Annotated in this window: 18 protein-coding genes; 5 read left to right on the forward strand and 13 right to left on the reverse strand. The window is 61.2% G+C overall.

Going from position 1 to position 24,152, the window contains the following annotated elements; genetic code table 11:
- The first annotated feature begins 67 nt into the window (after nucleotides 1-67).
- Nucleotides 68-421, forward strand: coding sequence for a hydroxyisourate hydrolase (uraH, locus tag KX928_RS19560; RefSeq protein ID WP_219506096.1), 354 nt, complete (start codon nucleotides 68-70; stop codon nucleotides 419-421).
- Nucleotides 422-426: 5 nt separating this feature from the next.
- On the opposite strand, the gene KX928_RS19565 is transcribed toward uraH, so the two are convergent.
- The gene (locus KX928_RS19565) at nucleotides 427-1,332 is read right to left on the reverse strand and encodes a LysR family transcriptional regulator (RefSeq protein WP_219506097.1); all 906 of its coding nucleotides are present in this window, start codon (nucleotides 1,330-1,332) and stop codon (nucleotides 427-429) included.
- Nucleotides 1,333-1,425: 93 nt separating this feature from the next.
- On the opposite strand from KX928_RS19565, the gene KX928_RS19570 reads away from it, so the two are divergent.
- Nucleotides 1,426-2,682, forward strand: a complete 1,257-nt coding sequence (locus KX928_RS19570) for a urate hydroxylase PuuD (RefSeq protein WP_219506098.1) — start codon at nucleotides 1,426-1,428, stop codon at nucleotides 2,680-2,682.
- 66 nt (nucleotides 2,683-2,748) lie between these two features.
- On the opposite strand, the gene KX928_RS19575 is transcribed toward KX928_RS19570, so the two are convergent.
- From KX928_RS19575 to KX928_RS19605, 7 genes are all read right to left on the reverse strand, one after another.
- Nucleotides 2,749-3,765, reverse strand: coding sequence for an ABC transporter ATP-binding protein (locus KX928_RS19575; protein ID WP_219506099.1), 1,017 nt, complete (start codon nucleotides 3,763-3,765; stop codon nucleotides 2,749-2,751).
- On the reverse strand, nucleotides 3,765-5,030 hold the full coding sequence (locus KX928_RS19580; protein ID WP_219506100.1) for an MGH1-like glycoside hydrolase domain-containing protein: 1,266 nt from the start codon (nucleotides 5,028-5,030) through the stop codon (nucleotides 3,765-3,767). The genes KX928_RS19575 and KX928_RS19580 overlap by 1 nt, the downstream gene beginning before the upstream one ends.
- Nucleotides 5,031-5,034: 4 nt before the next feature.
- Nucleotides 5,035-6,243 carry a carbohydrate ABC transporter permease gene (locus KX928_RS19585; protein ID WP_219506488.1) on the reverse strand — a complete coding sequence of 403 codons (1,209 nt, stop codon included), beginning with the start codon at nucleotides 6,241-6,243 and terminating at the stop codon, nucleotides 5,035-5,037.
- A gap of 2 nt (nucleotides 6,244-6,245) precedes the next feature.
- Nucleotides 6,246-7,490 carry a carbohydrate ABC transporter permease gene (locus tag KX928_RS19590; protein WP_219506101.1) on the reverse strand — a complete coding sequence of 415 codons (1,245 nt, stop codon included), beginning with the start codon at nucleotides 7,488-7,490 and terminating at the stop codon, nucleotides 6,246-6,248.
- Nucleotides 7,491-7,557: 67 nt separating this feature from the next.
- On the reverse strand, nucleotides 7,558-8,910 hold the full coding sequence (locus KX928_RS19595) for an ABC transporter substrate-binding protein (RefSeq protein ID WP_219506103.1): 1,353 nt from the start codon (nucleotides 8,908-8,910) through the stop codon (nucleotides 7,558-7,560).
- A 20-nt stretch (nucleotides 8,911-8,930) separates the two neighbouring features.
- Nucleotides 8,931-10,046 (reverse strand): LacI family DNA-binding transcriptional regulator, encoded by a 1,116-nt coding sequence (locus KX928_RS19600; RefSeq protein ID WP_308342395.1) that lies wholly within the window; start codon nucleotides 10,044-10,046, stop codon nucleotides 8,931-8,933.
- Between the two features lie 262 nt (nucleotides 10,047-10,308).
- Nucleotides 10,309-14,703, reverse strand: a complete 4,395-nt coding sequence (locus tag KX928_RS19605; protein WP_219506105.1) for a hypothetical protein — start codon at nucleotides 14,701-14,703, stop codon at nucleotides 10,309-10,311.
- 276 nt (nucleotides 14,704-14,979) lie between these two features.
- Here KX928_RS19605 and KX928_RS19610 point away from each other — a divergent pair, with 276 nt between their 5' ends.
- Together KX928_RS19610 and KX928_RS19615 are read left to right on the forward strand one after the other, a co-directional pair.
- Nucleotides 14,980-15,528: an RNA polymerase sigma factor gene (locus KX928_RS19610; RefSeq protein WP_308342397.1), complete on the forward strand. Its 549-nt coding sequence runs from the start codon at nucleotides 14,980-14,982 to the stop codon at nucleotides 15,526-15,528.
- A complete protein-coding gene (locus KX928_RS19615) occupies nucleotides 15,521-17,464 on the forward strand; it encodes a vWA domain-containing protein (RefSeq protein WP_219506109.1) in 1,944 nt (647 codons plus the stop codon). The genes KX928_RS19610 and KX928_RS19615 overlap by 8 nt, the downstream gene beginning before the upstream one ends.
- Nucleotides 17,465-17,667: 203 nt before the next feature.
- On the opposite strand, the gene KX928_RS19620 is transcribed toward KX928_RS19615, so the two are convergent.
- Nucleotides 17,668-18,636 carry a homocysteine S-methyltransferase family protein gene (locus KX928_RS19620; protein WP_219506111.1) on the reverse strand — a complete coding sequence of 323 codons (969 nt, stop codon included), beginning with the start codon at nucleotides 18,634-18,636 and terminating at the stop codon, nucleotides 17,668-17,670.
- A gap of 154 nt (nucleotides 18,637-18,790) precedes the next feature.
- Here KX928_RS19620 and KX928_RS19625 point away from each other — a divergent pair, with 154 nt between their 5' ends.
- Nucleotides 18,791-20,350: a winged helix-turn-helix domain-containing tetratricopeptide repeat protein gene (locus tag KX928_RS19625; RefSeq protein ID WP_219506113.1), complete on the forward strand. Its 1,560-nt coding sequence runs from the start codon at nucleotides 18,791-18,793 to the stop codon at nucleotides 20,348-20,350.
- A gap of 1 nt (nucleotide 20,351) precedes the next feature.
- Here KX928_RS19625 and KX928_RS24260 read toward each other — a convergent pair whose 3' ends face one another.
- Genes KX928_RS24260 through KX928_RS19645 form a run of 4 tightly spaced genes read right to left on the reverse strand, consistent with a single transcriptional unit; the run spans nucleotide 20,352 to nucleotide 24,094 of the window.
- Nucleotides 20,352-21,794 (reverse strand): sensor histidine kinase, encoded by a 1,443-nt coding sequence (locus tag KX928_RS24260; RefSeq protein ID WP_219506115.1) that lies wholly within the window; start codon nucleotides 21,792-21,794, stop codon nucleotides 20,352-20,354.
- A 22-nt stretch (nucleotides 21,795-21,816) separates the two neighbouring features.
- Nucleotides 21,817-22,851, reverse strand: a complete 1,035-nt coding sequence (locus KX928_RS19635) for an adenylate/guanylate cyclase domain-containing protein (protein ID WP_219506117.1) — start codon at nucleotides 22,849-22,851, stop codon at nucleotides 21,817-21,819.
- A complete protein-coding gene (locus KX928_RS19640; protein ID WP_308342398.1) occupies nucleotides 22,841-23,212 on the reverse strand; it encodes a group I truncated hemoglobin in 372 nt (123 codons plus the stop codon). Before KX928_RS19640 ends, KX928_RS19635 begins: the two co-directional genes overlap by 11 nt.
- Nucleotides 23,213-23,245: 33 nt before the next feature.
- Nucleotides 23,246-24,094, reverse strand: coding sequence for an alpha/beta fold hydrolase (locus KX928_RS19645; RefSeq protein ID WP_219506120.1), 849 nt, complete (start codon nucleotides 24,092-24,094; stop codon nucleotides 23,246-23,248).
- Nucleotides 24,095-24,152 lie beyond the last annotated feature (58 nt).

Consider the following 24,152-nt stretch of genomic DNA (forward strand, 5'->3'; position numbering starts at 1 on the left):
CGAAATGACGGCTTTTGCTGGCACGCCGGGTGGATCAGACTGCAGATGACAAGCAAAGGAGTCGCAGATGGCGGGTTACTTGACGACGCATGTGCTGGATACCGCCCGGGGTTGTCCGGCCGCAGGGCTGGAAATCGAGCTTTTTCGGATTGAGGCGTCGGAGCGGGTGTCTTTGCGCCGGTTGGTGACCAATGACGATGGGCGCACGGATGTTCAGATTTTGCCCGAAGATGAATTCCGGATCGGCACCTACGAATTGGTGTTTCGCTGCGGGGCGTATTTCGACCGGCTCGGCACCCCTGCGGAAACGCCGCGGTTTCTGGATGAGATCCCGCTGCGCTTTGGCATGTCGGAGCCCGCGCATTACCACGTGCCGCTGCTGCTGTCGCCTTTCGGGTACTCTACCTACCGCGGCAGCTGACCGTCTTATTCGGCCACCGCAGCCGCCATCCGGTCAATCACGAATTCCATGAAAAGCCGGGCCTTGGGGTCCTGATGACGGCGGTGCGTATAAAGGCACGCCATCTGGACAGGCAACGGCGGGGTTGCTTTGACGACCGGCACCAGCGCGCCGCTTTTCAGGTGGTCAGCCACTTCGAAAACCGGTTTCAGGGCGATCCCGGCGCCGGCGAGGGCCCAGTCTGTCAGAACGTCGCCATCGTCGCTTTCAAAGCGTCCCCGGACATCAAATTTGCGCGCGCCATCAGGTGTCTGTAACTCCCATTGAAATTCCCGTGCCCCGGGAAACCGTAAATTCAGGCAGTTGTGCTGACCGCGTTCGATCTCGGCACCCGTGGTCGGGTGGCCATGGGCCGCAATGTAGTCGGGGCTGGCGCAGAGCACGCGGCTACACTCTGCGATCTTGCGGATGCGCAGGCTGGAGTCTTCGGGTCTGCCCAGAAAGAAGGCAACATCCAGACCCTCGGCGGTGAGGTCGAGCTTGCGGTCGCTCAGCCGCAGCCGGACATTGACGAGAGGATAATGTGCCGCAAATTCAGGGAGGTGCGGCGCAATCAACCGCCGACCAACGCCCAGGGGGGCGGCGATGTGCAACGTGCCACGCGGGTTCTCGGTCACATCACCGACCCCCGCTTCGGCCTCTTCGACGGCGGCCAGCACGCTACAGGCGCCTTCGTAAAAAATCCGACCCTGTTCGGTGGGCGTCAGGCTGCGGGTGGTCCGTTGAAACAGACGCACGCCCAGATGCGCCTCCAGCTGCGACATCCGGGCCGAGGCGACCGCGGGCGAGATGCGCTGATCGCGTGCGGCCGCCGACATCGTGCCCAATTCGTAGATGCGCACGAAGGTTCGGAGGTTTTCAAAATAGGACATTGTACGTTTTTTTTTGAGAGAGAATAAAGAATACCAAATATAGCCAACAAATTTGCCTTTGGGTAGAGTGCGGCAAACAACGGAGGGTTTGCCATGTACGATCTGGCCATCATTTGGGATTGGATTGCCTTTGCGGTGCGCTGGCTGCACGTGGTGACGGCCATCGCATGGATCGGATCATCGTTCTACTTCGTCGCGCTGGATCTGGGTCTGAAGAAAGTCCCGCATCTGCCGGTGGGGGCGCATGGCGAAGAATGGCAGGTGCATGGGGGCGGCTTCTACCACATCCAGAAATACCTCGTTGCGCCCGAAAACATGCCGGACCATCTGGTGTGGTTCAAATGGGAAAGCTATGCGACATGGCTTTCCGGCGCGGCGCTTCTGATGGTGGTCTACTGGGTGGGGGCGGAACTGTTCCTGATCGATCCTGCCAAGGCCGATCTGTCCGTCTGGCAGGCGGTGCTGATCTCGGCCGGATCGCTGACAATCGGTTGGATCTGTTACGATTTCCTGTGCAAATCGAGGCTGGGGGAGCATCCGACCTTCCTGATGTTCTTGTTGTTTTCGGTTCTTGTCATCATGTCGTGGGGGTACGATCAGATATTCACCGGGCGCGCCGCGCTGCTGCATCTGGGGGCCTTCACGGCCACGATCATGACGGCCAACGTTTTCTTTATCATCATGCCCAACCAGCGGATCGTGGTGAAGGATCTGCAGGAAGGCCGCATACCGGACCCCAAATACGGCAAGATCGCCAAGCTGCGCAGCACGCATAACAATTACCTCACGCTGCCGGTTGTTTTCCTGATGCTCTCCAACCACTATCCGCTGGCTTTCGCCACCGAGTACAGCTGGATAATCGCCGCCCTGATCTTTCTGACCGGGGTGACCATCCGGCATTATTTCAACACCCTGCACGCGACCGGGACCGGGCCACATTGGACATGGGCGGTGACCGTTCTGATCTTCATTCTGATCGCATGGCTGTCGACGGCCTCGACATGGGACGGAGATTACGACGCCATCGAAAATCAGGCGTTGACCGCATACGAGCAGCGGTATGCGGATGCGGCGGGTTTTGAGGAGGTGCAGGATATCGTCCTGGGGAGGTGTTCGATGTGCCATGCCCGCGAACCGGTCTGGGAGGGCATGCATTGGGCGCCAAAAGGCGTACATCTGGAAACCAGCGCAGATATCGCCCGGGCGGCGCGCGAAATCTATATGCAGTCAGGGGTGAGCCATGCGATGCCACCTGCCAATATCACCGGGCTGCCCGCGGAAGACCGTATCAGGATCGTCCGGTGGTTTCGCAGCGCCGGGCGGGATCAGGCGGCCTTGGCCCGGAATTGAGGGTCGGAATCCGGCCGGTCCGCCGCAACGGCCCCTGCGATGTCAGGAGTGCCGGATCATTTGCCCTTACCTGACCGCCAGTCCACCGCCGTCAAAGAACCGGGCATGCCCGTCGGCAAAGGACAGGCCCACCGGGTCGCCGGGGGAAAGGTCGCTGTCGCCGGTGACGCGCACGGTTACCTGTCCGGCGTCACCGCAATCCATCACAACGAATGTATCCGCGCCCAGGTATTCCAGCACATCGACCGTGCCGCTCACCTGTCCTGCGCCCTTCGCCACGATGCCGATATGCTCGGGCCGGATACCGACATGTTCGGCGGTTGCCGGGGCGCCGGTCACCGTGGTTGTCGCCAGCGGCATCACGTTCATGCGGGGCGATCCGATGAATTGCGCGACAAAAAGGTTTGACGGGCTTTCATAAAGCTCGCGCGGGGAGCCGACCTGGATCACGCGCCCCGCTTCCAGAACCACGATGCGGTCCGCGAGGGTCATCGCTTCGACCTGATCGTGGGTTACGTAGATCATCGTCGTGGCGAGCGTCTGGTGCAGCTTGGCGATTTCATACCGCATCTCGACCCGCAGGGCGGCATCGAGGTTCGACAGCGGTTCGTCAAACAGAAATGCAGTGGGGTCGCGAACAATTGAGCGGCCAATGGCCACCCGCTGACGCTGACCGCCGGACAGGTCCTTGGGCCGCCGGTCGAGGTAGTCTCCCAGCTTCAGTGCCCGCGCAGCCTCGTCAACTTTCTCGGCAATTTCCGCCGCGGGCAGCCCGGCCGATTTCAGCGGGAAGCCGACGTTGTCGCGCACCGACATATGCGGATAAAGCGCGTAGGATTGGAAGACCATCGCCAGGCCGCGCTTGGACGGCGGCTCAGCCGTGGCGTCACGCTCGCCGATCATGATCTGCCCGCGGCTGGTTTCCTCCAGCCCGGCAATCATCCGCAACAGGGTGGATTTTCCGCAGCCCGAAGGGCCGACAAAGATGACGAACTCGCCTTCCTCGATTTCCAGGTCCACGCCCTTGATGACCTGAACTTCACCAAACCATTTCTCGACAGCTTTGAGAGTGATCGAGGGCATCATGCAGCTCCTTTCGCGGCATTTTCCTGCGGCGAATGACTGGCCCAGGTGAGCCAGATGGCCGCTGTCCAGGTGAAGTTCTTGCCGCCGCAGGGGGTTGTATCAACGGGATCGAAATATTCGTAAAACCCATGGGTCCGGATCAGCTCCGCCGTCTCGGCCCTCAGGCGTTCCGCCAGATCCGAGCGCCCGTCAGCATTCAGGCCGATGGCGATCAGGGCATTGACAACCGGCCAGGTGGGGCCGCGCCAGTATTTGCGCGGATTGAACGAGGCGGTTTCTGGATCCGCCGAGGGCACGCCGTAATTGACTGCATCCCAGGCGCGCAGGAGCTGGGTTTCCAGCTGCGGGTTCCCGGCACCGGCGAGATAGGCCAGAAAGGCACCGGACCCGAGAATATTCGCGAACGCGCCGTTGCGCAGGTTGCGGGCATCAAAAGCGTTCAGCGCATCGTTCCAGATCAGCGGCAAAGCGGATCGCAAGGTGGTGGCCCAGCCCTCGATTTCCGACACATCCTCACCCAGCGCACGGCCCAGCACGGCCAGATCGTCGTGGGCGCGCAACAACATGAATGTTATGCCCGGATCGGCCATCAGGAAAGGCCCGTCGCTGACGATCTTTGCATCGTTCCAGCCAACACCACGTCCGAATTCGACGATGGCGATATACCGGTCGTAGTCCTCCTTGGTGGGGCGCATATCGGCATGTACATGGCCCAGATCCCGTCTTTCATAAGGGCCGACACCGGAGCCATCGACGCCGTCCATGCCGATGTCCCAGTCCGGGCAGTTGTCGCGCCCGCTTTCCCAGGGGTGAACAATGGCGGCAGGGCCATGGGTGCAGCGAACCTCGTGCCACCATCGATGCCAGTCTACCAGTCGGGGATAAAGCGCGCGCAGGCGTTCGCGCCCGGCGTCTTCATCCATTTCGAAGATCAGCCGCGCCATGATGGCGGCGATGGGGGGCTGCGAAATGCCCGAGGTTGCCGGGCTTTGCCCGGTTTGCCACACGTCCGGCCCGGGAAAATAGCCCGGGTCCGGCTGATGAAAGATGATGTGAGGGATCATCCCGCTCTCCCACTGGCTGGCCATCAGCGTATCCAGCTCATCCCATGCGCGGGCGTTGTCGAATGTGGCGAACCCCCATGCCGCAAAGGCGCTGTCCCAGTTCCACTGGTAGGGGTAGAGACCGTGGGTTGGCAGCGTGTAGCCGCCCATGTCGTTTTGCCGCAGAATGGCGCGGGCTTGGTCATCGAGGTTTGTCATGTCACTATCCTTTGACGCTGCCGGCGGTGAGGCCCTTGGTCATAAAACGTTCCAGCCCGAGGAAGATGGCCATGATCGGGACTGTCGCGATCACGGAGCCTGCCATCAGGTGCTGGCGCGGAATTTCGGAGGAGTTGAGCGAGGCGATGCCCCGCGTCAGGGTGAATTTCGAGGGATCGTCCAGCAGCATGAAGGCCAGCAGGAATTCGTTCCACGCGATCATGAAGACGTAAAGCGACACCGATGCCATCGCGGGCAGGGACAGGGGCAGCGTGATTTTCCAGATCACCATGAGCCGCGACAGCCCGTCCATCAGGCCGGCTTCCTCGACCTCGGCGGGCAGGCCGCGAAAATATCCCTGCAACATGTAAAGCGCGACGGGGATTGTCGTGACCGGGTAGATCAGGATGATACCCCCCAGCGAATTGCGCAGGCCGGTCATCGAAAAGGCAATGTATATGGGCAGTGCCAGAACGATCATCGGCACCATGTAGATCAACAGGATCGAACGCGAGAAGGCCGCCCGCCCCTTGAACCGCAGGCGCGCCACCGCATAGGCCCCGGGCACTGCAAAGAGCAGCGTGATAAACACGGTGAGTACCGAAATCAGGAACGAATTCAGCAGGTAGACGCCGAAATCGAACTGCATGAAGAGCTCGTTGTAGGAGCGGAAGAGCTCGGTGCCCTTGGACAGATCTATCGAGAAATCGAGCGGGTTCTGGATCAGCTCTGCCTGATTTTTCAGGCTGGTGAGCACCATCACGTAAAAGGGGATCAGCACGATGGCCGTAAAGAAGATATAGCCGAAACCGGTGCAGAACCTGATCACCGCCGCTTCGAACGTGTGGCGGTTGATCGGCCCCATTTCCACCTCGTCCAGCATGATCCGCAGGCCCAGAGCTGCAAAACCTGCGGTTGCCAGCGCCCCGAGCAAAGAGGAGAAGATGGAGACGCCAGTGCCGGTCGCGATGGGGCCGAACCCGGCCATGGTGGCCGCGGCAACCACGAGGGCCGTAACCGCGGCCTTCCAGTTCGGACCGGGCAGGCAGCCAAATCCAAGGGCGATGCCCCAGATCAGTGCGCCTGACCCGATGGGCCGGAATGCGGCTCCCGTCGCAAAGCTCATGGAAATGGCGACGGTGGTGGCAATCACGAAGGTCCACATCACGCCCAGAACGGGCGCGGTAACGTACCCTCTGCGGATAAGATCCATCATCACAAACCCTCCTCCTGGCTGATGTAGCGAAAGAACAGGAAGCTGAAGAGCAGCAGGCAGCCGAAGATGACGACGGCCACAGCGGCGCCCGCGCCGATGTTGGAAATCGCGAAGGCCTGTTCATAGACGTTCACGGTCAGGGTGCGGGTGCCCGCGTTCCCACCCGTCAACAGGAAGATGTCGTCGAACTTGTTGAAGGTCCAGATAAAGCGCAGCAGGAACAGCACCGACAGGATGCCCAGCAATTGCGGTACGCTCAGCGACCAGAACTTCTGAAACGGGGATGCGCCGTCCATGTCTGCGGCTTCGTACATATCGGAGTCGATCGACTGCATCCGTGCCAGAATGAACAGGAAGGACAGCGGGAAGTAGCGCCAGATTTCAAAGACCGTGACCATGATCAATGCCAGGGGGCGTTCGCCGAAGAAGTTGATGGATTGCTGCGTGACGCCCATCTGGATCAGCAAGGCGTTCGCACTGCCGGAAAACGGATCGAAGAGCAGGATCCACGCAAAGGCAACCGCGATGATCGGGGACACATACGGAAAGAGGTAAAGCCCGCGCAGAATGCCCTGACCCCTAAATGACTTGTTGAGCAGGAGGGCCGCAAAAAGCCCGAAAAGCAGGGCGCCGACCGTGCCGAATACCGTGTAGAAGAGCGTTACCCACAGCACCGACCAGAACTCTGACCCATCGAAAACGCGGGCGAAGTTATCCAGCGTGAATGTGGCGTTTGTCAGCACGTTGGAGGCCCTGCCGGTGGTTGTGGCGGGGCTGTCTTTCGGGCGCTCGGCGTTGTCCAGATAGGCTTGTCCGACCGTAACCGGGATCATCAGGTTCTCGCGATACCCGCCTTCCCAGTCGCCCAGATCACAGGACAGGTCGCGCCCCTCCAGCGTGCAGCGCGGGTCAAGCTCGGTCACCGTCAGACCCTCCGGCAGCCTGTCGGTGAAGGTAACGCCGCGGATCGGCTGGTCCTGGGACGAGTTGCGCAACCGGTAGCGGATGTTCGCCTGATCACCGACCGCCTCGTCGTCGCCGCGGATGTCTTCGCGCAGAACAACTTCGGGTGCGCGCAAGTCAGCCAGGGCAACAGGCTTGAAACTGATCCAGAAGATTGCAAGCAAGGGCAGGATAACGACAAGCGCGACGGCAATGATCGTTGGTGCAAGCAGGCCCCATGCCAGTCGCGCCTCGATGCGCGCCAGTGGACCCGTGCCCTTCGGGGGGACGGCTTCGGTCATCGGTCACATGCTCCGATTGATGTGCGAAGGGAACGGGGCGGCGCACCGCCCCGCGTGATTTTGCGCCCTAGTTGACGGCGGCGATAGCCTTGTTCAGTTCTGCCACCGTGGCAGCGGCATCGCGTTCGCCGTCAATGTATTCGCGCACCAGCCGGTTGATAACCTGGCTGTTGATGATCTTGGATGCTGCCGCCAGCTGGCCATCGGAGACACCCCATCTTTGTGCCACGTCCAGACCGCCGACGATCTCGTCGATCATCGCCTGTTCATATAGGTCGCCCAGCGGTGCCTTGCGGTCCACGCCGACATCGAGACCCGCCCAGAGATTGCTGAACTTGGCCGGATCATCTGCGGTGCCCCGGCGCACCGGGAACTTGCCTTCCGGCGCAATGGCCAGGGTCTGTCCGTAGCCTTCGTTCATCGAGAACTGCACAAACTCCATCGCGGCATCGGTCTCGGCATCAGACGTGATCCCGAAGTAGCGGACGTCACCCCATGCCGCCCCGTCAGGATTGGACGGGCCGGAGAAATTGGTCACAACGCCGGTTGCCGCCGCCAGATCGCGTGTTTGCGGGTCATCGTTGATCGTGGGCGGGGCGCTGTCCCGCAGACCTGCCAGTTCGTCCAGAATGAAGGGCGACCAGATGATCATTGCGGCGTTGCCGGAGAAATACAGCGTGCGCGACTGATCCCAGTACAGATCACCGGGCGGAGACGCTTCGGCGATGGCCTTGTAGAAATCGAGTACCTCAACTGTCTTCGCCTCATCCAGGGGCTGGACCCCGTCGGGCCCGACAGGTGAAACGCCGTTCGCCAGAAATACATGCTCCAGCACCTGGCTCATGAAGTTCTCATCGATCTTGGTCGCAGCGACGAAACCATACATGGCGGGGGGGTTGTGCAGTTTTTCGATGGCGGCCAGCACGTTGGCGTAGGTCGATGGTGGCTCAAGCCCCATTTCCGCGAACTTGTCGGCGCGGTACACCAGCATCTGCGTCCAGCCGTCCACCGGCACCGATGCGAAACCGTCACCGGTTGCGGCCATCGCCAGGGCACCGGGTGCAAAAGTGTCCTCGCCGAGGTTTTCGATGACATCGGTTGCCGCGTCCGTATCCAGGATGCCGGCATCGGCCCAGGGCAGCGCGTATTGCAGCGGATGATAGATCACGTCAGGCAGATCCCCGGCGGCAAACGCGGCCGTGGCCCGGGTGCCCAGATCAGTTTCGGTGACTGGGATCACCTCTACCGTATGGCCTGAGGCAGCGGCGAAATCGGCGGCCATTTGTTCCTGACGCGCAAGGCGTTCGGGCTGTTCTTCCGTTGTCCAGAAGCGCAGGTTTTCTGCACTGGCTGTGAGCGTTGACATGATGAGCACGGTTGCGGCGCCCATCAGCATCTCGGCTTTTCTGTTCAGTTTCATGGTTTCCTCCCTTAGAAATTTCAGATCGTTTTGCCTTGGCCTCCGGCAGCAATTTTGCGCATAAGCTCATCGGACGTCAGTCGCGGCGGTCCCGCTGACCCGCGGTCAAGGAACGTTGCCCTGACGGTTTCCCGCAATGCCTCGGGGGCCTCGCCCTTGATGCGCCTGATCAACAGGGCGCTGAGCCGCTGACCCGAGGCCGTGTAGTCGACCGCGTAGGTGGACAGCGGCGGCGTGGCATGCGCGCCTTCCGGGATGCCATCGTAGGATATGACGGAGAGGTCAGAACCGATCTTCAGACCGAATTCCGCCGCGGCGCTGTAAACGCCAAGTGCCGCCTTGTCGACCGCGCAGACGATTGCTGTCGGCGGATGCGGCCTGCGCAGGATGTCCCGTGCGTAGGCCGCACCCATCTTTTCCGTCACCGCGCCTTCGCGCATATGCGCCACGGCGGGCGTCAGCCCGGCCGCTTGCATGGCCTTGAGGTAGCCATCGCGCCGAAGCGGGGCGTAGGTGTACTGCATGCCGCCGTTGATAAAGCCGATGCGCTCATGCCCCAGCTTTGCCAGATGGACCACTGCATCGGCCATGGCGTCTTCGCCCAGAACATCAAACCACGCACAGCCGGTCTGATCCGGGCATCGGCCAAACAGAACGAATGGCACGCCCGCGTTCCGCAAAAGCGAGACGCGGGGATCAACAACCATTGCCCGCGGCAGAATGAACCCGTCTGCCTTGCGGTTGCGGATCATGTCGTTGAAAACCGTCTCCGTGGCACTTGCACTGTCGGAGGCGGCGATGGTCAGTGTCCATCCCTCGGCGCTCGCGCCCTGGCTCAAACCGGCCAGAAACTCCGCCAGAAACGGACGATGCGCATCATGGTCGGCCATCTGTATGATCAGGCCCAACGACTTGGTCAGACCGGTGCGAATGGCCTGCGCATGGCTCAACGGGTGATAGCCCATTTTTTCGGCCATGCGACGGACTTTCAGGCGCGTGCCCTCAGAAATATCCGGGTAGTCGTTCATTGCTCGGGACACCGTGGATTTCGTCAGCCCCAAGGCGTCAGAGACGTCTGATATCGTGACGCGCATCTGCCGGTTTTGATCGACTGTTGATTTGATTTGGACGGTCACCCGAATCCTCCCATACGACTCAGGCTGATCTCCGAAACCGGTTTCGGCAAGAGGTTTCGGCCCCATTCCGCTCGGTATGGGCAAAATCACTGGCGGCAAACCGAAGCCAAAAAACGCCAATGTGCCCGCAATTCATGAGGGAAACGGTCCTCTTCGGCCGTCGCCAATCGGGTTAAAAAATACAAGTTTGCAGCAGGCAAAAGCACCCCGCCTGCTGTAAGGCAGGGGTATCAGGCAGGGCAAAACCGACCCTTGGCCCGCGTCAGCTCTCCAGCGAAATCTCATCGAGTGAGAGCGTTTCCATCCCGTCCTCGGTCCATGTCGCGGTGATCGAGGCGGCACCTGTCAGATCATCGGGCGGGCTGTAGATCACCTGCACGATGCCATTCTCTCCCGACATCGCCTGCGACAGGTTCAGCGATCCCGCGCCTTCCAGTTCGAAGTGGACCCGTGCCCCGGTCTTGAAATGACGGCCACGCGCAAGCTGATACTGCATCACAACGTCCTGACCATTGGCAGCAGAGGGGCTGATCTCGAAAGCGGGTTCATCATGCGCCGTGTTCCAGCCTCCAAGAGACAGCAGCGTGAGGCCGCCCTTGACGACGACCTCGGTTGTTGCGGTCACCAGATTGCTGCCGGCCAGGCCGACGTTGACCGTCAGCACCAGATTATTGAGATCGCCGGTCTGCCATGCCTCGGCCTTGCCGACAAAGGGAGCAAACTCGACCTGTGCGGCGAAGGGCGCATCCGCACGGGTCTGACCGGCGAGAACGGTCTGACCCGCCATCTCGAACGACCGGATTTCCACGTCGAACGTGTGATCGCGTTGTTTGGTGCCATCGGCACGCACAAGGGCAGCGCCGACCGTCAGATCGACCTTGTTTTGCGGAAAGATACCGTCTTGCGGCACATCAACCGGGTCAATCTGAACACTTATGTTCAGGTCGGCGATGCTGAACTCCGGGTCGAGTCCCAGCTGCAGCGCCTCCGCGTAATCCTTTGATAAGGTTTCGAGATCGCTCAGAATGCTTGAGCTGTTCTTGAGCTTCTCATTCGTTTTTTCAAGGTTGCCATCATAGGCTTTGGTCAGGCGTTCGCGCGCAAGGCTGTAGCGCGCGGACAGCGCGTCGGTGGTCTCAAGGCCGAGTTGAGCCACGGCATCGTACCAGGTCACGAACTCCCGCGCGGCATCGTTTGTCCTGGGGCCCGGGTCATCTATTGCCTGCCCGATGCGCAGGCCGACCGCCTCGTCGAACCAGCGCCGCAGCTCCTGTGTGACCTTGTCACGATCATAATCCGCGCCGTTTTCGTCGAGCTCATCGGCGATCAGCTGCAGCGCTTCCCGACCGCGCGCGCTGATGTCACCGGGGGTAAAGACGGGGGGGGTCTCGTCCCCGTCGGGTGAATCGGAATGTGGCCCGTCGGGCGCGCCGGAATCCGGTGACGGGTCAAAGGGTTGAACGGGCGGCGGGGAGGGATCGCCCGACCCGCCGGTCGTCGGTGGCGCGCTGCCGGGTCCGCTGCCGCTGCCCGAGGTGCCGCCTGACCCGCTGCCGCCATCATCCTCCGCTACCGGGATGCCTTCGCCGTCACCGGTAGCCGCCGCTGTCTTCTTGCCGACGCCCTCGTCCTCGTTCTTGCTGCCTTCCTTGATCGCATCTGTGACCGCCTTGGTCGAGGCTGCCTTCTCTGTCGGATTCTTGGGGGGATCGGCCACTTGTCGCATCGACTGGCTGTGCAGTTGCTGCGCCAGCTTGGCCGCCGCCTCGCCGATTTGCACCGACGCTTTGAGGGCTTGTTCTGCCGCGTCCCCTGTCAGTTCCGCGGATGCCTTGCCCATTTCACCCGCAAGCTCGTTCAGGCTGGACATTGTCGACACCAGCTGGTCGGATTTCGACATATCGCGGAACATATTGCCGTCGCGCACGGCGGCAAGGATGTTTTGCAGGCCGGTTGCGGCGGGGAAGCTGGGTGCGCCGGCGGGTTGCAAATGTGGCGCCTGCACGTTGGGGTCGAGGCCGGAGGGTGTCTGGAAACCGCTTTGCAGCGACAGCGGGCTGATCGCAGGGGCCTGATGGGGGATCGGACTGTCCTGCCAGTTCCAATAGCGGTCGGGGACGACATATTCAGCACCGTTCGCGCGGCCCAGAATTGATTCCGCAAAGACGCCGGACGAGGGTAGATACACCAAGCCGGCCTTGCCCGCTTTTTCTTTCGCATCGGCGAATTTCTTGGCAATAACGGCGTGGTGCTTGATCAGCGTGCCCAGCGAGGCGACGGCATCGGCACCGTATTTCGCAACCAGGTCCTTGAAGCCCGTCAGCAAGGCGCTGTCACGCGCCAGATCCTGTTTGAGCCATAACACAATGGCGCCATCGGTGAACCCCAGAGGCCGCGTGTCCGCGATTTCATGCAAGGGCACGGTCGCGCCATCGCCCGCACCCGACCTGATTTGGATGGCATCGAGCAGCCGTGTAATCGCTGGACCGGCCGCCAATGTGAAAATCTGCCGGGTAAAGGCATAGCGGTGCCTGTTCAGGTGATCGACGATTTGATCGCGCCAGTCGTCGCGCATGGCTATGGATGTCTGATAAGCATGGTCCGCCGCGGCATTGTCGGCTTCTATTTGCGCGATGTCGGCGACCTCAGTGTCATAGGCGTGCCACTCCGCGCGCAGCGCCGTCACAGGATCAAAATCAAACAGACCGGTAAATATGTTGTCCTCACGGTCGAGCGGGTGCATGGGCAGTGTTCGGTTGGCATGGGTCTCCAGAAAGCTGGGGCCCGAGACGATCATGTTATCGACCTCGACCTTCGCATTCACGGTGACGCCGGTCTCCAGCCCGGTCAGCTTTTCGAACATATCGCTTGCGGCGTCGGTAAAGGACTCCCTGTGGATCAGGCGCACGAAAATGCCGCGCAAGTCCCCGCTGATCGACGCGCCCGCCGGCAGGCCGAACGACATGGTGACCTGCCGACCGCTCAAAATCAGGTTCTGCGCGATCTGCGCGATATTGCTGACGTCCTTCAATCCGTGTCTCTGGCCGCCCTGGGTTTCGAGCGAGGTTTCGACAAGCGAAAAGAGCGATGCCAGCTGTGTCACATCGTTGATCAGCAGCTCGGCCAGCGTGATCGGGAAATCCAGGGTCACCGTCAGCATCGCGTTGCTGACCTTGAGGTCTGACAGTTTCGGCTCCGGGGCGTCGGGTGTGGCCGGAACAGGGGTCGGCACCGGTTGTTTCAGGGCCGGTGCCAAAAACAGCGCGTCGCCCCATGTCCGCATGTCGCCGTCGAAGCTGACCCGCAATGAGGTCCAGTAGCGGTCTGCCGTGTCGCCATCAAACAGGATCGGCGCGAAGGGCAGCACCAGCAGCGGGCGCATTTCAAACGGGCCGGTGTGCACCAGATACCGCTGCAACACCTCGAAATAGGTGATGTTGAGGGCGTGCATGTGATTGTAGTTTGTGACATTCGACGACATCAGGTTCTGGCTTTCCGATTGTTCGTCTGTGACCACTACGGCGGAGCGAAGCGAGCGCACGAAACTGGCCTGTTGCGCCGTGCTCTGCTGAATGCGCTGGCTGGTTTCGCCCATCACGTCACGCTCTCCGGCGCTTTCGGATTCAATGACACCCAGTGCGGTTGCACCGGAAAACAGCAGGCTGCCGGCCGCCACGCCCGCACCGGCACCAACGGCAGCGCCGATAGCCGTGCCGCCACCGGGTTCCACGGCCGTTCCGATCAGGCCACCCGCAATGCCGCCCACGGCCGCGCCGGCCATCACGAAGGATCCGGCGGTCACCATGGAGCCTGCCATGGCCGATGTTCGGCCAAACTGCTGTTCTTCCGCGACGGCCTGCGCCACCTCATCCAGCGCGCGGTGATGCTGTTCGCGGTTGCGCAGCGTCTCTCCGGCCTCGGTCGCCTCTTTGCGGGCGGCCTGGCTTCGGCGGGTCCAGTCAACAACCGCCACGTTGCGGCTTTCGCCCGGCGCAAGGCTCAGCGTGTGCACGACCTCACCCAGCGCCGTGCCAAGCGCGTGCCACGATTGTTGGTACCCGGCCATGTACCCCAGCCGCAGGACCGGGCAGGGCAGCTTGTCGGACGTGATCAGAGTGGTGGCCAGAGGGCCGGGGCCGATCTGACCCCGTGGCGAGGGCGCAATCAGGTCAGCGGGCAGGCAGTCGATATCGACCTGCAACCCCAGGTCGCGCAGATCGCGATCCACGACCCAGCTGGTAAAGCGCTTGTTGACATGCCCGCCGCCAGCCATTTCCGGCAATAGCTCGGCGGGGGCGGAGGGGGGTTCGGAAAATCCGTTCGCCGGAAAGGCGCTGTCCAGCAGGTCACTCAGCGCGTCCGGCAATCCTGCGAGATCCGCCAATGTCAGAATACCCGCCTCCTTGAGCGTTTCGGCATCCCTGACAGACATGCCGTGCAGAACTTCGATGGGAAAATCCGATGGATGTCGCGCCTTGGCAGCGGCGGCGCGCCGGGCATCTATGAACGGCGCCAGCGCTTCGGCGGAACTGGCGCCCTCGCGTGACAGGCGGACAACGGACCGCGCGGCGATGATCGGCTGGTAATTCATCAAGCCCCGGGCCGAGCGCAATCCAAGACGTTCAAGAAGGGAGGCATAGGGCACCGCAATCGACATAAATAATTCCTGTTCAAAAAATGCTTCAACCAATGATGGAAAAAACCTTACCACAAAAGTCACCGTCGCGCACTTTGGCGGAGTGTGACGCCGCGAGGCGCTTGGCGGCGATCCAGCGGGGACGCGGGTCATTTCAAAACAATCCGGCGCACCGACAGCAGCGCGGGGTGCATTTTGTCGAGATAATTCAGTTTGCTGGCGGAACAGGTTTCGTGCTTGGAAGAAAATATCGATCCTGTCCAAGGATCGCCCGAAGACCTGCGTCTAAAGAGGGATATGCGATTGCAAGTTTCAGATGCTGAGTTGGCGCACCAAGCCGCTGCCGGAGATCGGGCGGCTTTTGGCGCATTGATTCATCGGCACTACGATCTGATTTTCCGCGTCGCCTTCCGGTTTTCGGGCCATCGTCAGGACGCCGAAGACCTTACACAGGAGATCTGCATTGGACTGGCGCGGAAAATAGCGCAGTGGCACGGGCAGGCGCAGCTTAAAACATGGCTCTACCGCGTGATCGTGAATGCCTGTCATGACAAACGGCGGCGCGATGCCACGCAGGCAAAGGCCGCACTGGGGTGGGGCGAGCGGGAACTGGCTCTGCGGCAGGCAGCGTCCGAGGAAGCGGCAGCCCAGGATTGGTTGTGGTCAGCGATGGGCGGCCTGTCGCCGGTTTTGCGCGACACGGCCGCGCTGACCGTGGGTGAGGATCTGACCCATGCGCAGGCGGGTGAAATTCTGGGGGTGTCGGAAGGCACCATCTCATGGCGCATGTCCGAGGTGAAGAAACACCTGCGTGACCTGGCACAGAAAGAGACAGCAGATGGATAATGAGATCAAAACACTCAAGCGTGCCCTTGACCAGGCGACGCCGACGCCATCCGCGACGAAACGTGCGCGAGATCTGGAACTGGCCCTGAAAACCTTTAACGCCGCCCAAGGATCGACGGACCCGGCGCGTCTACCTCAGGACCCTGCGCCCAATGCGCGGGGATTTCTGAGAGGATTTAGGAATATGATCACCCGGTTGAACACCCCCATGGCGCTTGCCGCCACCTCGTCGATTGCCGTTGCATCACTGGCGGCATTTGTTGTGCTGCCCAATCTGGACTTGAGCAATGCCCCGCCCGCGCCCATCCCGGCATCCGAAACGCGCAACCGGGCAGCGGTGGATAACGCAGCCGACCGATCCATTGTCTCAGCACCGCCAGAACCGGTTGTCGAGGCCCCCGTCGTGATAGAGGAACAGGCGGCGACGTTTGATGCGCTGTCAAATCTGAAGCGTGCGCCTCTCGCGTTTGAAAGAGCTCCTGCCTCCATGCGGACCGGGGACGAGATTTCTCGGCTCCAAGGTCCGGTGGCCAGTTCCGAACGGTTTGCCAATGATGTGGCACACGGTGTCACGGTGACGGCGGAAAACAGTGTTTCGACCTTCTCAATCGACGTGGATACCGCGTCATACAGCGTCATCCGGTCGTCGCTGACGCAAGGCAGCTTGCCGCCCGCAGAGGCCGTACGCATTGAGGAAATGATCAATTATTTCCCCTATGATTATGCCGGCCCTGAACGTGACGGCGCGGCATTTGCGCCCTCGGTCTCGGTTTTCGAGACGCCATGGAACAGCGGTACGCAATTGATGCGCATCGGTCTGCAGGGCGAACTGCCGATGCGCGACCGCAGGCCGCCGCTCAATCTCGTCTTTCTGATCGATACTTCGGGCTCGATGAACAGCCCGGACAAGTTACCGCTGCTCATCCAGTCCTTCGGCCTGATGCTGACGTCGCTGGCTCCGGAGGATGAAGTGGCCATCGTGACCTATGCCGGCGCCGCCGGCGAAGTGCTGGCACCAACCCCGGCAAACGACCGCGCAGCCATTCTCGGGGCCTTGCAAGGCTTGTCCGCTGGGGGCTCGACCGCCGGGCAGGCCGGATTGCAGCAGGCCTATTCGATCGCCGAGACCATGACCGAAGAGGGGGAGGTCAGCCGCGTCATCCTCGCCACGGATGGCGATTTCAACATCGGCATTTCTGATCCGGAAGCGCTTAAAAGCTACATCGCGCAGAAACGTGACGCGGGAACGTATCTGTCGGTTCTGGGCTTCGGGCGTGGTAACCTGAAAGACAGCGTCATGCAGGCTCTCGCACAGAACGGGAACGGCAATGCGGCTTACATTGACACGCTGTCCGAAGCGCAAAAGGTGCTGAACGATGAATTGTCCGGTGCGCTGTTCCCGATAGCGAATGACGTGAAGGTACAGGTTGAATTTAATCCCGCACAGGTGTCCGAATATCGCCTGATCGGTTATGAAACCCGTCGCCTTGCACGGACGGATTTCAACAATGATGCGGTCGACGCCGGCGAAATCGGTGCCGGGCACCAGGTGACCGCGCTTTACGAGATCACGCCCGTGGGATCAGCGGCCGCCCTCTCTGAACCGCTGCGGTATGGCGGGGGTCAAATAACAGGCGATCCGGCCTCGGACGAGATTGCTTTTGTCAAACTGCGCTACAAGGCACCCGGCAGTCAATCGAGCCGGTTGCTGGAGCTGCCGGTGACCAAGGACACCGTCACACCTGACACGGACGCGCGGTTTGCCGCCGCGATCGCCGGGTTTGGCCAGTTGTTGCGTGGTGGCGACCACCTGGGACAGTGGGGATACCAGGAAGCGATTGATCTGGCCGCGCGGTCCCGGGGCAGCGATGCCTTTGGGTACCGGGCCGAGGCAGTCACCCTGATGCGCCTGGCGCAAACGCTGTCTGAGAAGTAACCGGCATCGGGCGGCGCAAAGCGCCCGGTCGTCATCTTGCGCATTGCCCGGAAGGTCGGGCGATGGGCGGGGTATCGCACCTGCCACACGGCGCGGCCCAGCACCGGCGATGAGTCCGCCGCAAAAAGGAACCCGCGCCGGTGCCAGTGCCACGGCGCGGGGTTGTGCCCGAAGAGCTTTCAGATCAGGGCTCTGCGCTTTATTCAGGCGGGTTCATGCGCCTTATGCGTGCAGGCACTGCTGATGCAATCGACGTGCCGATGGTCGGTTCCGCAACAACCCCCCACAACGGCGAGACCGGGCAGGATGCTCTGAAGCCGGCGGTAGTCCTGACCCAGTTCGTCCGGCTGACCGGCGTCCAGTTCCTCCGCTTCGTCCAGCTCGGCATGCGACATCCGCGAAGCATTTGCCCGAAGCCCCTTGAGACGGTGCAGCCAATCCCCGCCACGGCGCAGCGTTGGCTCAAAGTGATCGGGGTGGGCGCAGTTGATCATGTAGTAGGCCGGGGCGTTGCCGGTCTCTGCATCGACTTGCTCGATCGCGTCACCCAAGGGCTGCCCTGTCGGCAACTTGCCATCGGTTTCCACGGTGAAGGAGATCACCACGGGCATGCCCTCGGCGACCGCCGCGCGGGTCAGGCCAATTGCTTCCGGCGTGTTGGTCATGGTGATTGCGGTGATCATGTCCGCGCCCGCCTTGGCAAAGGCGCGGGCCTGCAGGCTATGATAGGCCTGTGCCGCATCCGCTGTCATAACGTCGCCGGGGTCATAGCCATCGCCGCGCGGCCCGATACACCCGCTGATGACAATCGGTTGCGTCGCATCGGAGTTCGCGTTGCGCAGGGTCCGCATCAGAAAGATCGCGTCCTCGTTGGCAGCTGACATCTGCGCCTCGTTAAACCCGAGCAGTTTTCCCCAATCGGCACTGGCGCGCCACGTCGGACTTTCGAGGATGAAGCCCATGTCTTTCTGCACGGCAATGTTGAGGTATTTTTGGAAATAGGCCTTCAGCGCGCCGGTCCCCCTGGTGTCGTTCAGCAGCGTGAACGCGGCAAAGTGGGGCAGGTCAAATCCGTCTTCGAAAATCAGGGTGGTTTCGATACCACCATCGGTCAGAAAAAGAGCGCCGTCCAATTGTGGCAAATGGGCACGGTAGCCGGTTGTGTGTGTCACGACATAATCTCCATTTAAAAAACTACGATGATCGCTGCTTACACGCAGGTGCCGGCCAAGAGCTTGGAGATGGGGTGGAGAGTGTGTGGAGGTTCACTGAAGACCGCGTGCAATTACACTAGGTCTTGGTGGAAAAGCACCGAATCAGACTGAGATGACATATCACTTCGACGATTTTTGCGTAGACACGGACCGCCGCGAGATCACCGGCGGCGGGCAGATGCTGCGCGCGGAGCCGCAGGTGTTCGACCTTCTGGTCCTGCTGATCAGCAATCATCACCGCTTCATCACCAAGGACGAATTGCTCGAAAAGATCTGGCGCGGGCGGTTTGTCTCGGAATCCGCCCTGACAAGCCGGATCAAGTCGCTCCGGCAACTCCTTGGCGACAACGGGCAGGCGCAGAAAGTGATCCGTACCTTGCGCGGCAAGGGGTTTCGCTTCGTCGCCGACGTGAAAATGGTGGCGCCGGCGAAAGGCTCCGGTGATGGGGAAATCCTGGACATCGGCGCCGAAAAGGACAAGGGGCAGTCCGCCCCGTCGATTGCCGTGCTGCCCTTTGATCTCATCGGGGACCCGGAAAAAGTGCCCGCAATCGGCGAGGCCATTCCCAGAGAGCTGATCGCCTCCCTTTCCAGTCTTCGGTGGCTCAAGGTCATCGCGCAGGGATCGACATTCCGGTTTCGCGGCAGCGGGACCGACGTTCGGCAACTCGGCGATATCCTGGGCGCACGGTACTGCCTGACCGGCAGTGTCGAAATCCTTGCGCAGGATGTCGTGATCGATGTCGAATTGTCCGACACCCGCACCGCGCATGTCGTTTGGGCGATGCGCAAGCAGGCCCGGCTTGACCGTTTGCAGGAACTGCGGGCAGAGATTGTCGCCCATGTGATTTCCGTCGCCGAGCTGGAAATTCCGCAACACGAAGCGGCCCGCGTTCAATTCTCAGATGCCAGCAATTTGGATGCCTGGTCTGCCATGCACGTGGGCTTGCAAAAGATCTACCAGTTCAGTGGTCAAGGCAACCTGATTGCCAAATCCATGTTCGAACGCGCCATCGCGCTTGAGCCGACGCTTGGTCGCGCCCATGCGGGCCTTGCCTTCGTTCATTTCCAGGCCGGGTTCATGCGGTACGAGGACGATGTGGAAAAGCAGCGGCTGGCGGCGCTGCGGGCGGCGGAGCGTGCAATCGAGTTGCAGCCCAGGGACCCATTCGCAAATTTCATGATGGGGCGGTGTCACTGGCTTGACGGCGATACCGAGGGCGGCAAACCCTGGTTCGAGCGTGCAACCCAGGCCAGTCCCAACTATGCGTTGGGCTATTACGGTGCCAGTTGGGCAAATATCTTTTCAGGTGATTACGACACCGGCATGGCAAACACCGACCGCGCGCTGTCGCTCAGCCCGCTTGATCCGATGCGCCCCGGCATGACCGGCGGAAAGATGTGGGTGAACATCGCAAGGGAGAATCTGCCGGAGGCCGTGAAATGGGCGGAGATTGCGGCGCATTCTCCGGGTGCACATGCCGGGATGGCGGTCTTCGCGGCGATGAGCCACTGGCTCAACGGCGATGCGCCCAATTCCGCCCGATGGCTGACAGAGGCCAAGCGCCGCAATCCGCAGCTTGCGTACCACAGTCTGGAGCGGCTGGTGCCCGCGTCCCATGCGGAGTTTCACGGGTTGGTCAGGCGCTTTTCCGATCGCGTGGGGCTCTGACCTACCGCCGCATCGCCTGAGGCAGCGTCACGCTGAACGTCGCCCCGGGTGTGCCCTTGGGTATCAGTTCAATGGTTCCGCCATGGGCCGACACAACCCGGTGGCAAAACGCCAGCCCGACACCGGTGCCCCTGCCGACCTCTTTCGTGGTGAACAGCGGGTCGAAAATGCGCGTGACGATCTTGTCGTCCACGCCGGGGCCGTTGTCGGCAGTGATCAGCGTGACGCTTCCCGAGCCCGGCGCGGCAAAGCCCGTCACCGTGATCTTATCGCCGATGCCGCTGTCCTGAATGGCATGTACCGCATTGGTCAGCAGGTTGATCATCACCTGTGATATCTGCAGTTCATCCACCATCATGTCCGGCAGGTCGTCGGGCAGGTCAATCAAGACCTCCACAGGATGTTCGCTGACCAGCGTGCCGATTGCATCCTGCGCAGTTCTGAAGATCTCCCCGGCAGAGGTGGGTTTGGGGTGCAGGGGTTCCTGCCGGGCCATGGCCAGAAAGGAGCGAACGATCTTGACACATCGCTCTGCCGCACCGCCCATCTTGTCGATCCGACTTGTATGCGGCGTGCCGTCGAGGTCTTCTTTCAGCATCTCGGTATTGCCAACGATGATCGACAGCGGGTTGTTCAGCTCGTGCGCGACACCTGCAAGCAGTTCTCCCAGCGCGGACATCTTTTCGGCCTGAAAGACCTGCGTTCTTTTCTGCGCAAGCTCCGCCTGCACGGCAAGAATACTGCTGAGGTCCTCCATATTGGACACGATCACGTCTTCGCCACGGTACTCGATCAGCCGCGCGGAAATCCCGGCCGGGAATTCGGACCCATCCGCGCGTATGCCGGTCACGCGCATGTCATCGACCCGGGCATCCGGCAACAGCGCGGTGATGAAATCCGCACGCTCCGCGCGTTTGGCGAAATGTGAGAAGCTGCTCTTGGCCTGTCCCAGCAACGCCGTCGCGGCGGGCGAGCGATAAATGATCTGGCCATCGCCGATCCGCGACATGGTCAGGCAGGCGGGGCAGGCTTCCAGCACCTTGCTGAGCAGGACCTCGACCTCGCTCTCGGCATCCCTTGCTCCCTCATCTTCAAGCCTTTCCGTCTGGGTGAGGATGAATCCGTCGTCCGATCTGGCGGAGAGCCGAATGACAAAGGAATGACCCGGACCCGCGGGGGTAATGACCTGATGACCGTCATCCAATGTGCCCAGCAGGTCCGCCTCGATGATCGTCAGGCGCTTGCACACATCCTTTGGATAAATGCCCCTGATTTCCGCCTCGCGCAGCAGAATGTCCCAGGACGTGCCCTCGTTCAGCAGGTCTTCGAGCTTGGGGTTCATATCGCGGAACGCGCGATTGGCCGTGAGCAGCTGCGCATCCGCGTCAAACAACGCCACGCCGTCATTCAGACCGGCTAGGGTTTCAAGCAGGAGGGGCGTCACCGGGCCGGGCATCGGAGCGCGATCAGCCCGCGGCGGGCGCGGCGCTGCGTTCCGACACGCAGATCGACTTCACGCCGTCGACCGCGGGGCAGTCCTGGAAATCGAAAGTGTCGTCGAGAAATTCGGAGATCGCGGCATCGCCCCGAATGGACATGGGCGCGGCGACCCGGCGAAGCGACAGCGCGCGGGATACTGCCGGGCCGAAAACGTCGTAGATATAGCGCTGGACACCGACAACGGACCCCACAACCTCGCCCGCGGCGAGGCCGACACGTGGCTGCCATCGGATCGGATGGCTGTCATTGCGCTGTTTGAGATACCGCAGAAACCTGACCGCCGCGTTGGCGACCGCCATCGCGTGCTCGGGCTCGGCGTCCGGGACGCCTGAAACCGAGATATAGCTGTCACCGTGGGTGCGGATGCGCTGGCACCCGAACTGCTCGCCGATACGGTCCAGCGCGCTGTAGATATCATTCAGCTCACTGACGATCACGCCGGGTTCGTGCTTGGCGATCAGCGCGTCGAAATCGACAAAATCCAGCGCCAGCACGGACACAGGCTCAAAGACGCGCGGGGCAACGATGCCGAAAGACTTGTATTCTTCGTACGCGGAGCGCGGCATCATATCGAGCAACAGTTTTTCGACCTGATCCTTCTCGCGCTTTATTTCCCGGGTGTTGCGTTCGACCATGACCGAATAGCTGTCGATCATCGATTCCAGCTCTTTGATGCGGGTGATATTCTGGCAGACCAGAACGGCGATCGAGCCGCCCTGCTGTGCGGCGCGGTTGAATTCCATCGCGACGGTCATCGTGCGGCGACGCAGCTTGAAAGACGCCTCGGTGGTGTACCGGCCGGACGTCCTGAGGCTCTTCTGTATCTCGTCCATGTCGATGGCCGGGAAAAGCTCACCCAGTTTCGAGGAATTGTCCTGTGGTCCGAACCATTCCGCGAAGGTATCGTTGCGAAAGCCCAGCGTCATGGTGCTGAGATCGACAAGGGCAACCCCGACACCGATGGCCCGCAGCAATTGTTCATTGATCGCTTCAATTGACATCGTCGGCCCTCACCAGCAGTCCGCGACGTTGCTCGAAGGCGTCAAGGACGGTTTCAATGTCCTGTTTTTCGATATTGAAGTCAGATAGCGTTTCGTTGACCAGGACCTTCAGTTGATCGAACTGTGCGTCGTTGACCGTCAGGTGGCGATGCGCGCGTTCGATATGATCATCTGAGAAAGAGGCAGGCCCCCCCAGAAGCGCCGAGATGAACTTGGTCTGATGATCCACCAGTTTCGGCATGTCGACATCGTCAAAAAACGGGCCAACGGTATCGTCGTCCAGCAGCCGGTCGTAGAGGGACATCACTATTCGGCTGATGGTTGAAAAACCGCCATATTTGTCGAAGAGGGATTGCGCCACAGTGTTCACCTTGGACATCTTGCGCGGCCAGATTCAGGCCGCGCACCTATATTTCTGACATTCGTTACCTGCTTTGGCAAGAAACTCACCAATCATCGGCGTGACGATATCGGCGTGGGTGATCGGCACCATATGGCCAGCACCGGTGATGGTTTCGTGGTGAAAACAGGGAAGCTGTTGTGCCAGCAAGGACGTGATATCCCTGATTTCGACAGGCGACCTGTCGCCTGAAATACACAAAACCGGGCAGCCTGCGCGGGCGGCGTCTGCGGGCGTGAACCGGTCTGACACCAGGGCCACGAAATCGTCGTGGATTTGCGTTGCATGCCGGGTCATCCTGGGGCGCTGGTCCGCGCCGATCCGGTGCCAGAAGCCGCTTCCGTTCCAGAAATCCGTAAAGATCGCCATGGCTTCGGTGGCATTGCCGGCCTTCAAGGCAACCCGGGATTGCCGAACGGTCTGGTTAAAGCGCGCCGTCTTGGGCGTCGATATCCCGCAGCTGTTCCAGATAACGTTGAACGCGGCGGGCTCGATCAGCGTCAGGCTGCGCACCTTGTCGGGGAACATGCTCGCCATCTTCAACGCGACCGCCCCCCCGAACGAATGGCCTACAAGATGGACGGGGTCCGCGTGGACCGCCACGTCCTGCATGATCTTTTTGGCGATTTGCGCCAGGATTTGCGGCCTGCCGGTTGATTGATCGTGGTCATCGCCATATCCGGGCAAGGCGGGTGTCACCACGGTGAGGTCACGCTGCAGCCCGGCTGCGAGGTGACGCCATTGCGATGGCGCGCTGGCAGAGCCATGCAGCGCGACAACCGTTTCCTGCGTTGGCGTGGTCCCTGCGGTTGCGGGAGAGGCGGGTGCAAACACGAAAGTCATTTCCTGATCCTTCTCGTTCTTTGGTTGTCGTTTTTTACCGTCGCTGCATTTCAACCCG

It is taken from the genome of Roseobacter insulae (assembly GCF_019375555.1).
GTDB lineage: Bacteria > Pseudomonadota > Alphaproteobacteria > Rhodobacterales > Rhodobacteraceae > Roseobacter > Roseobacter insulae.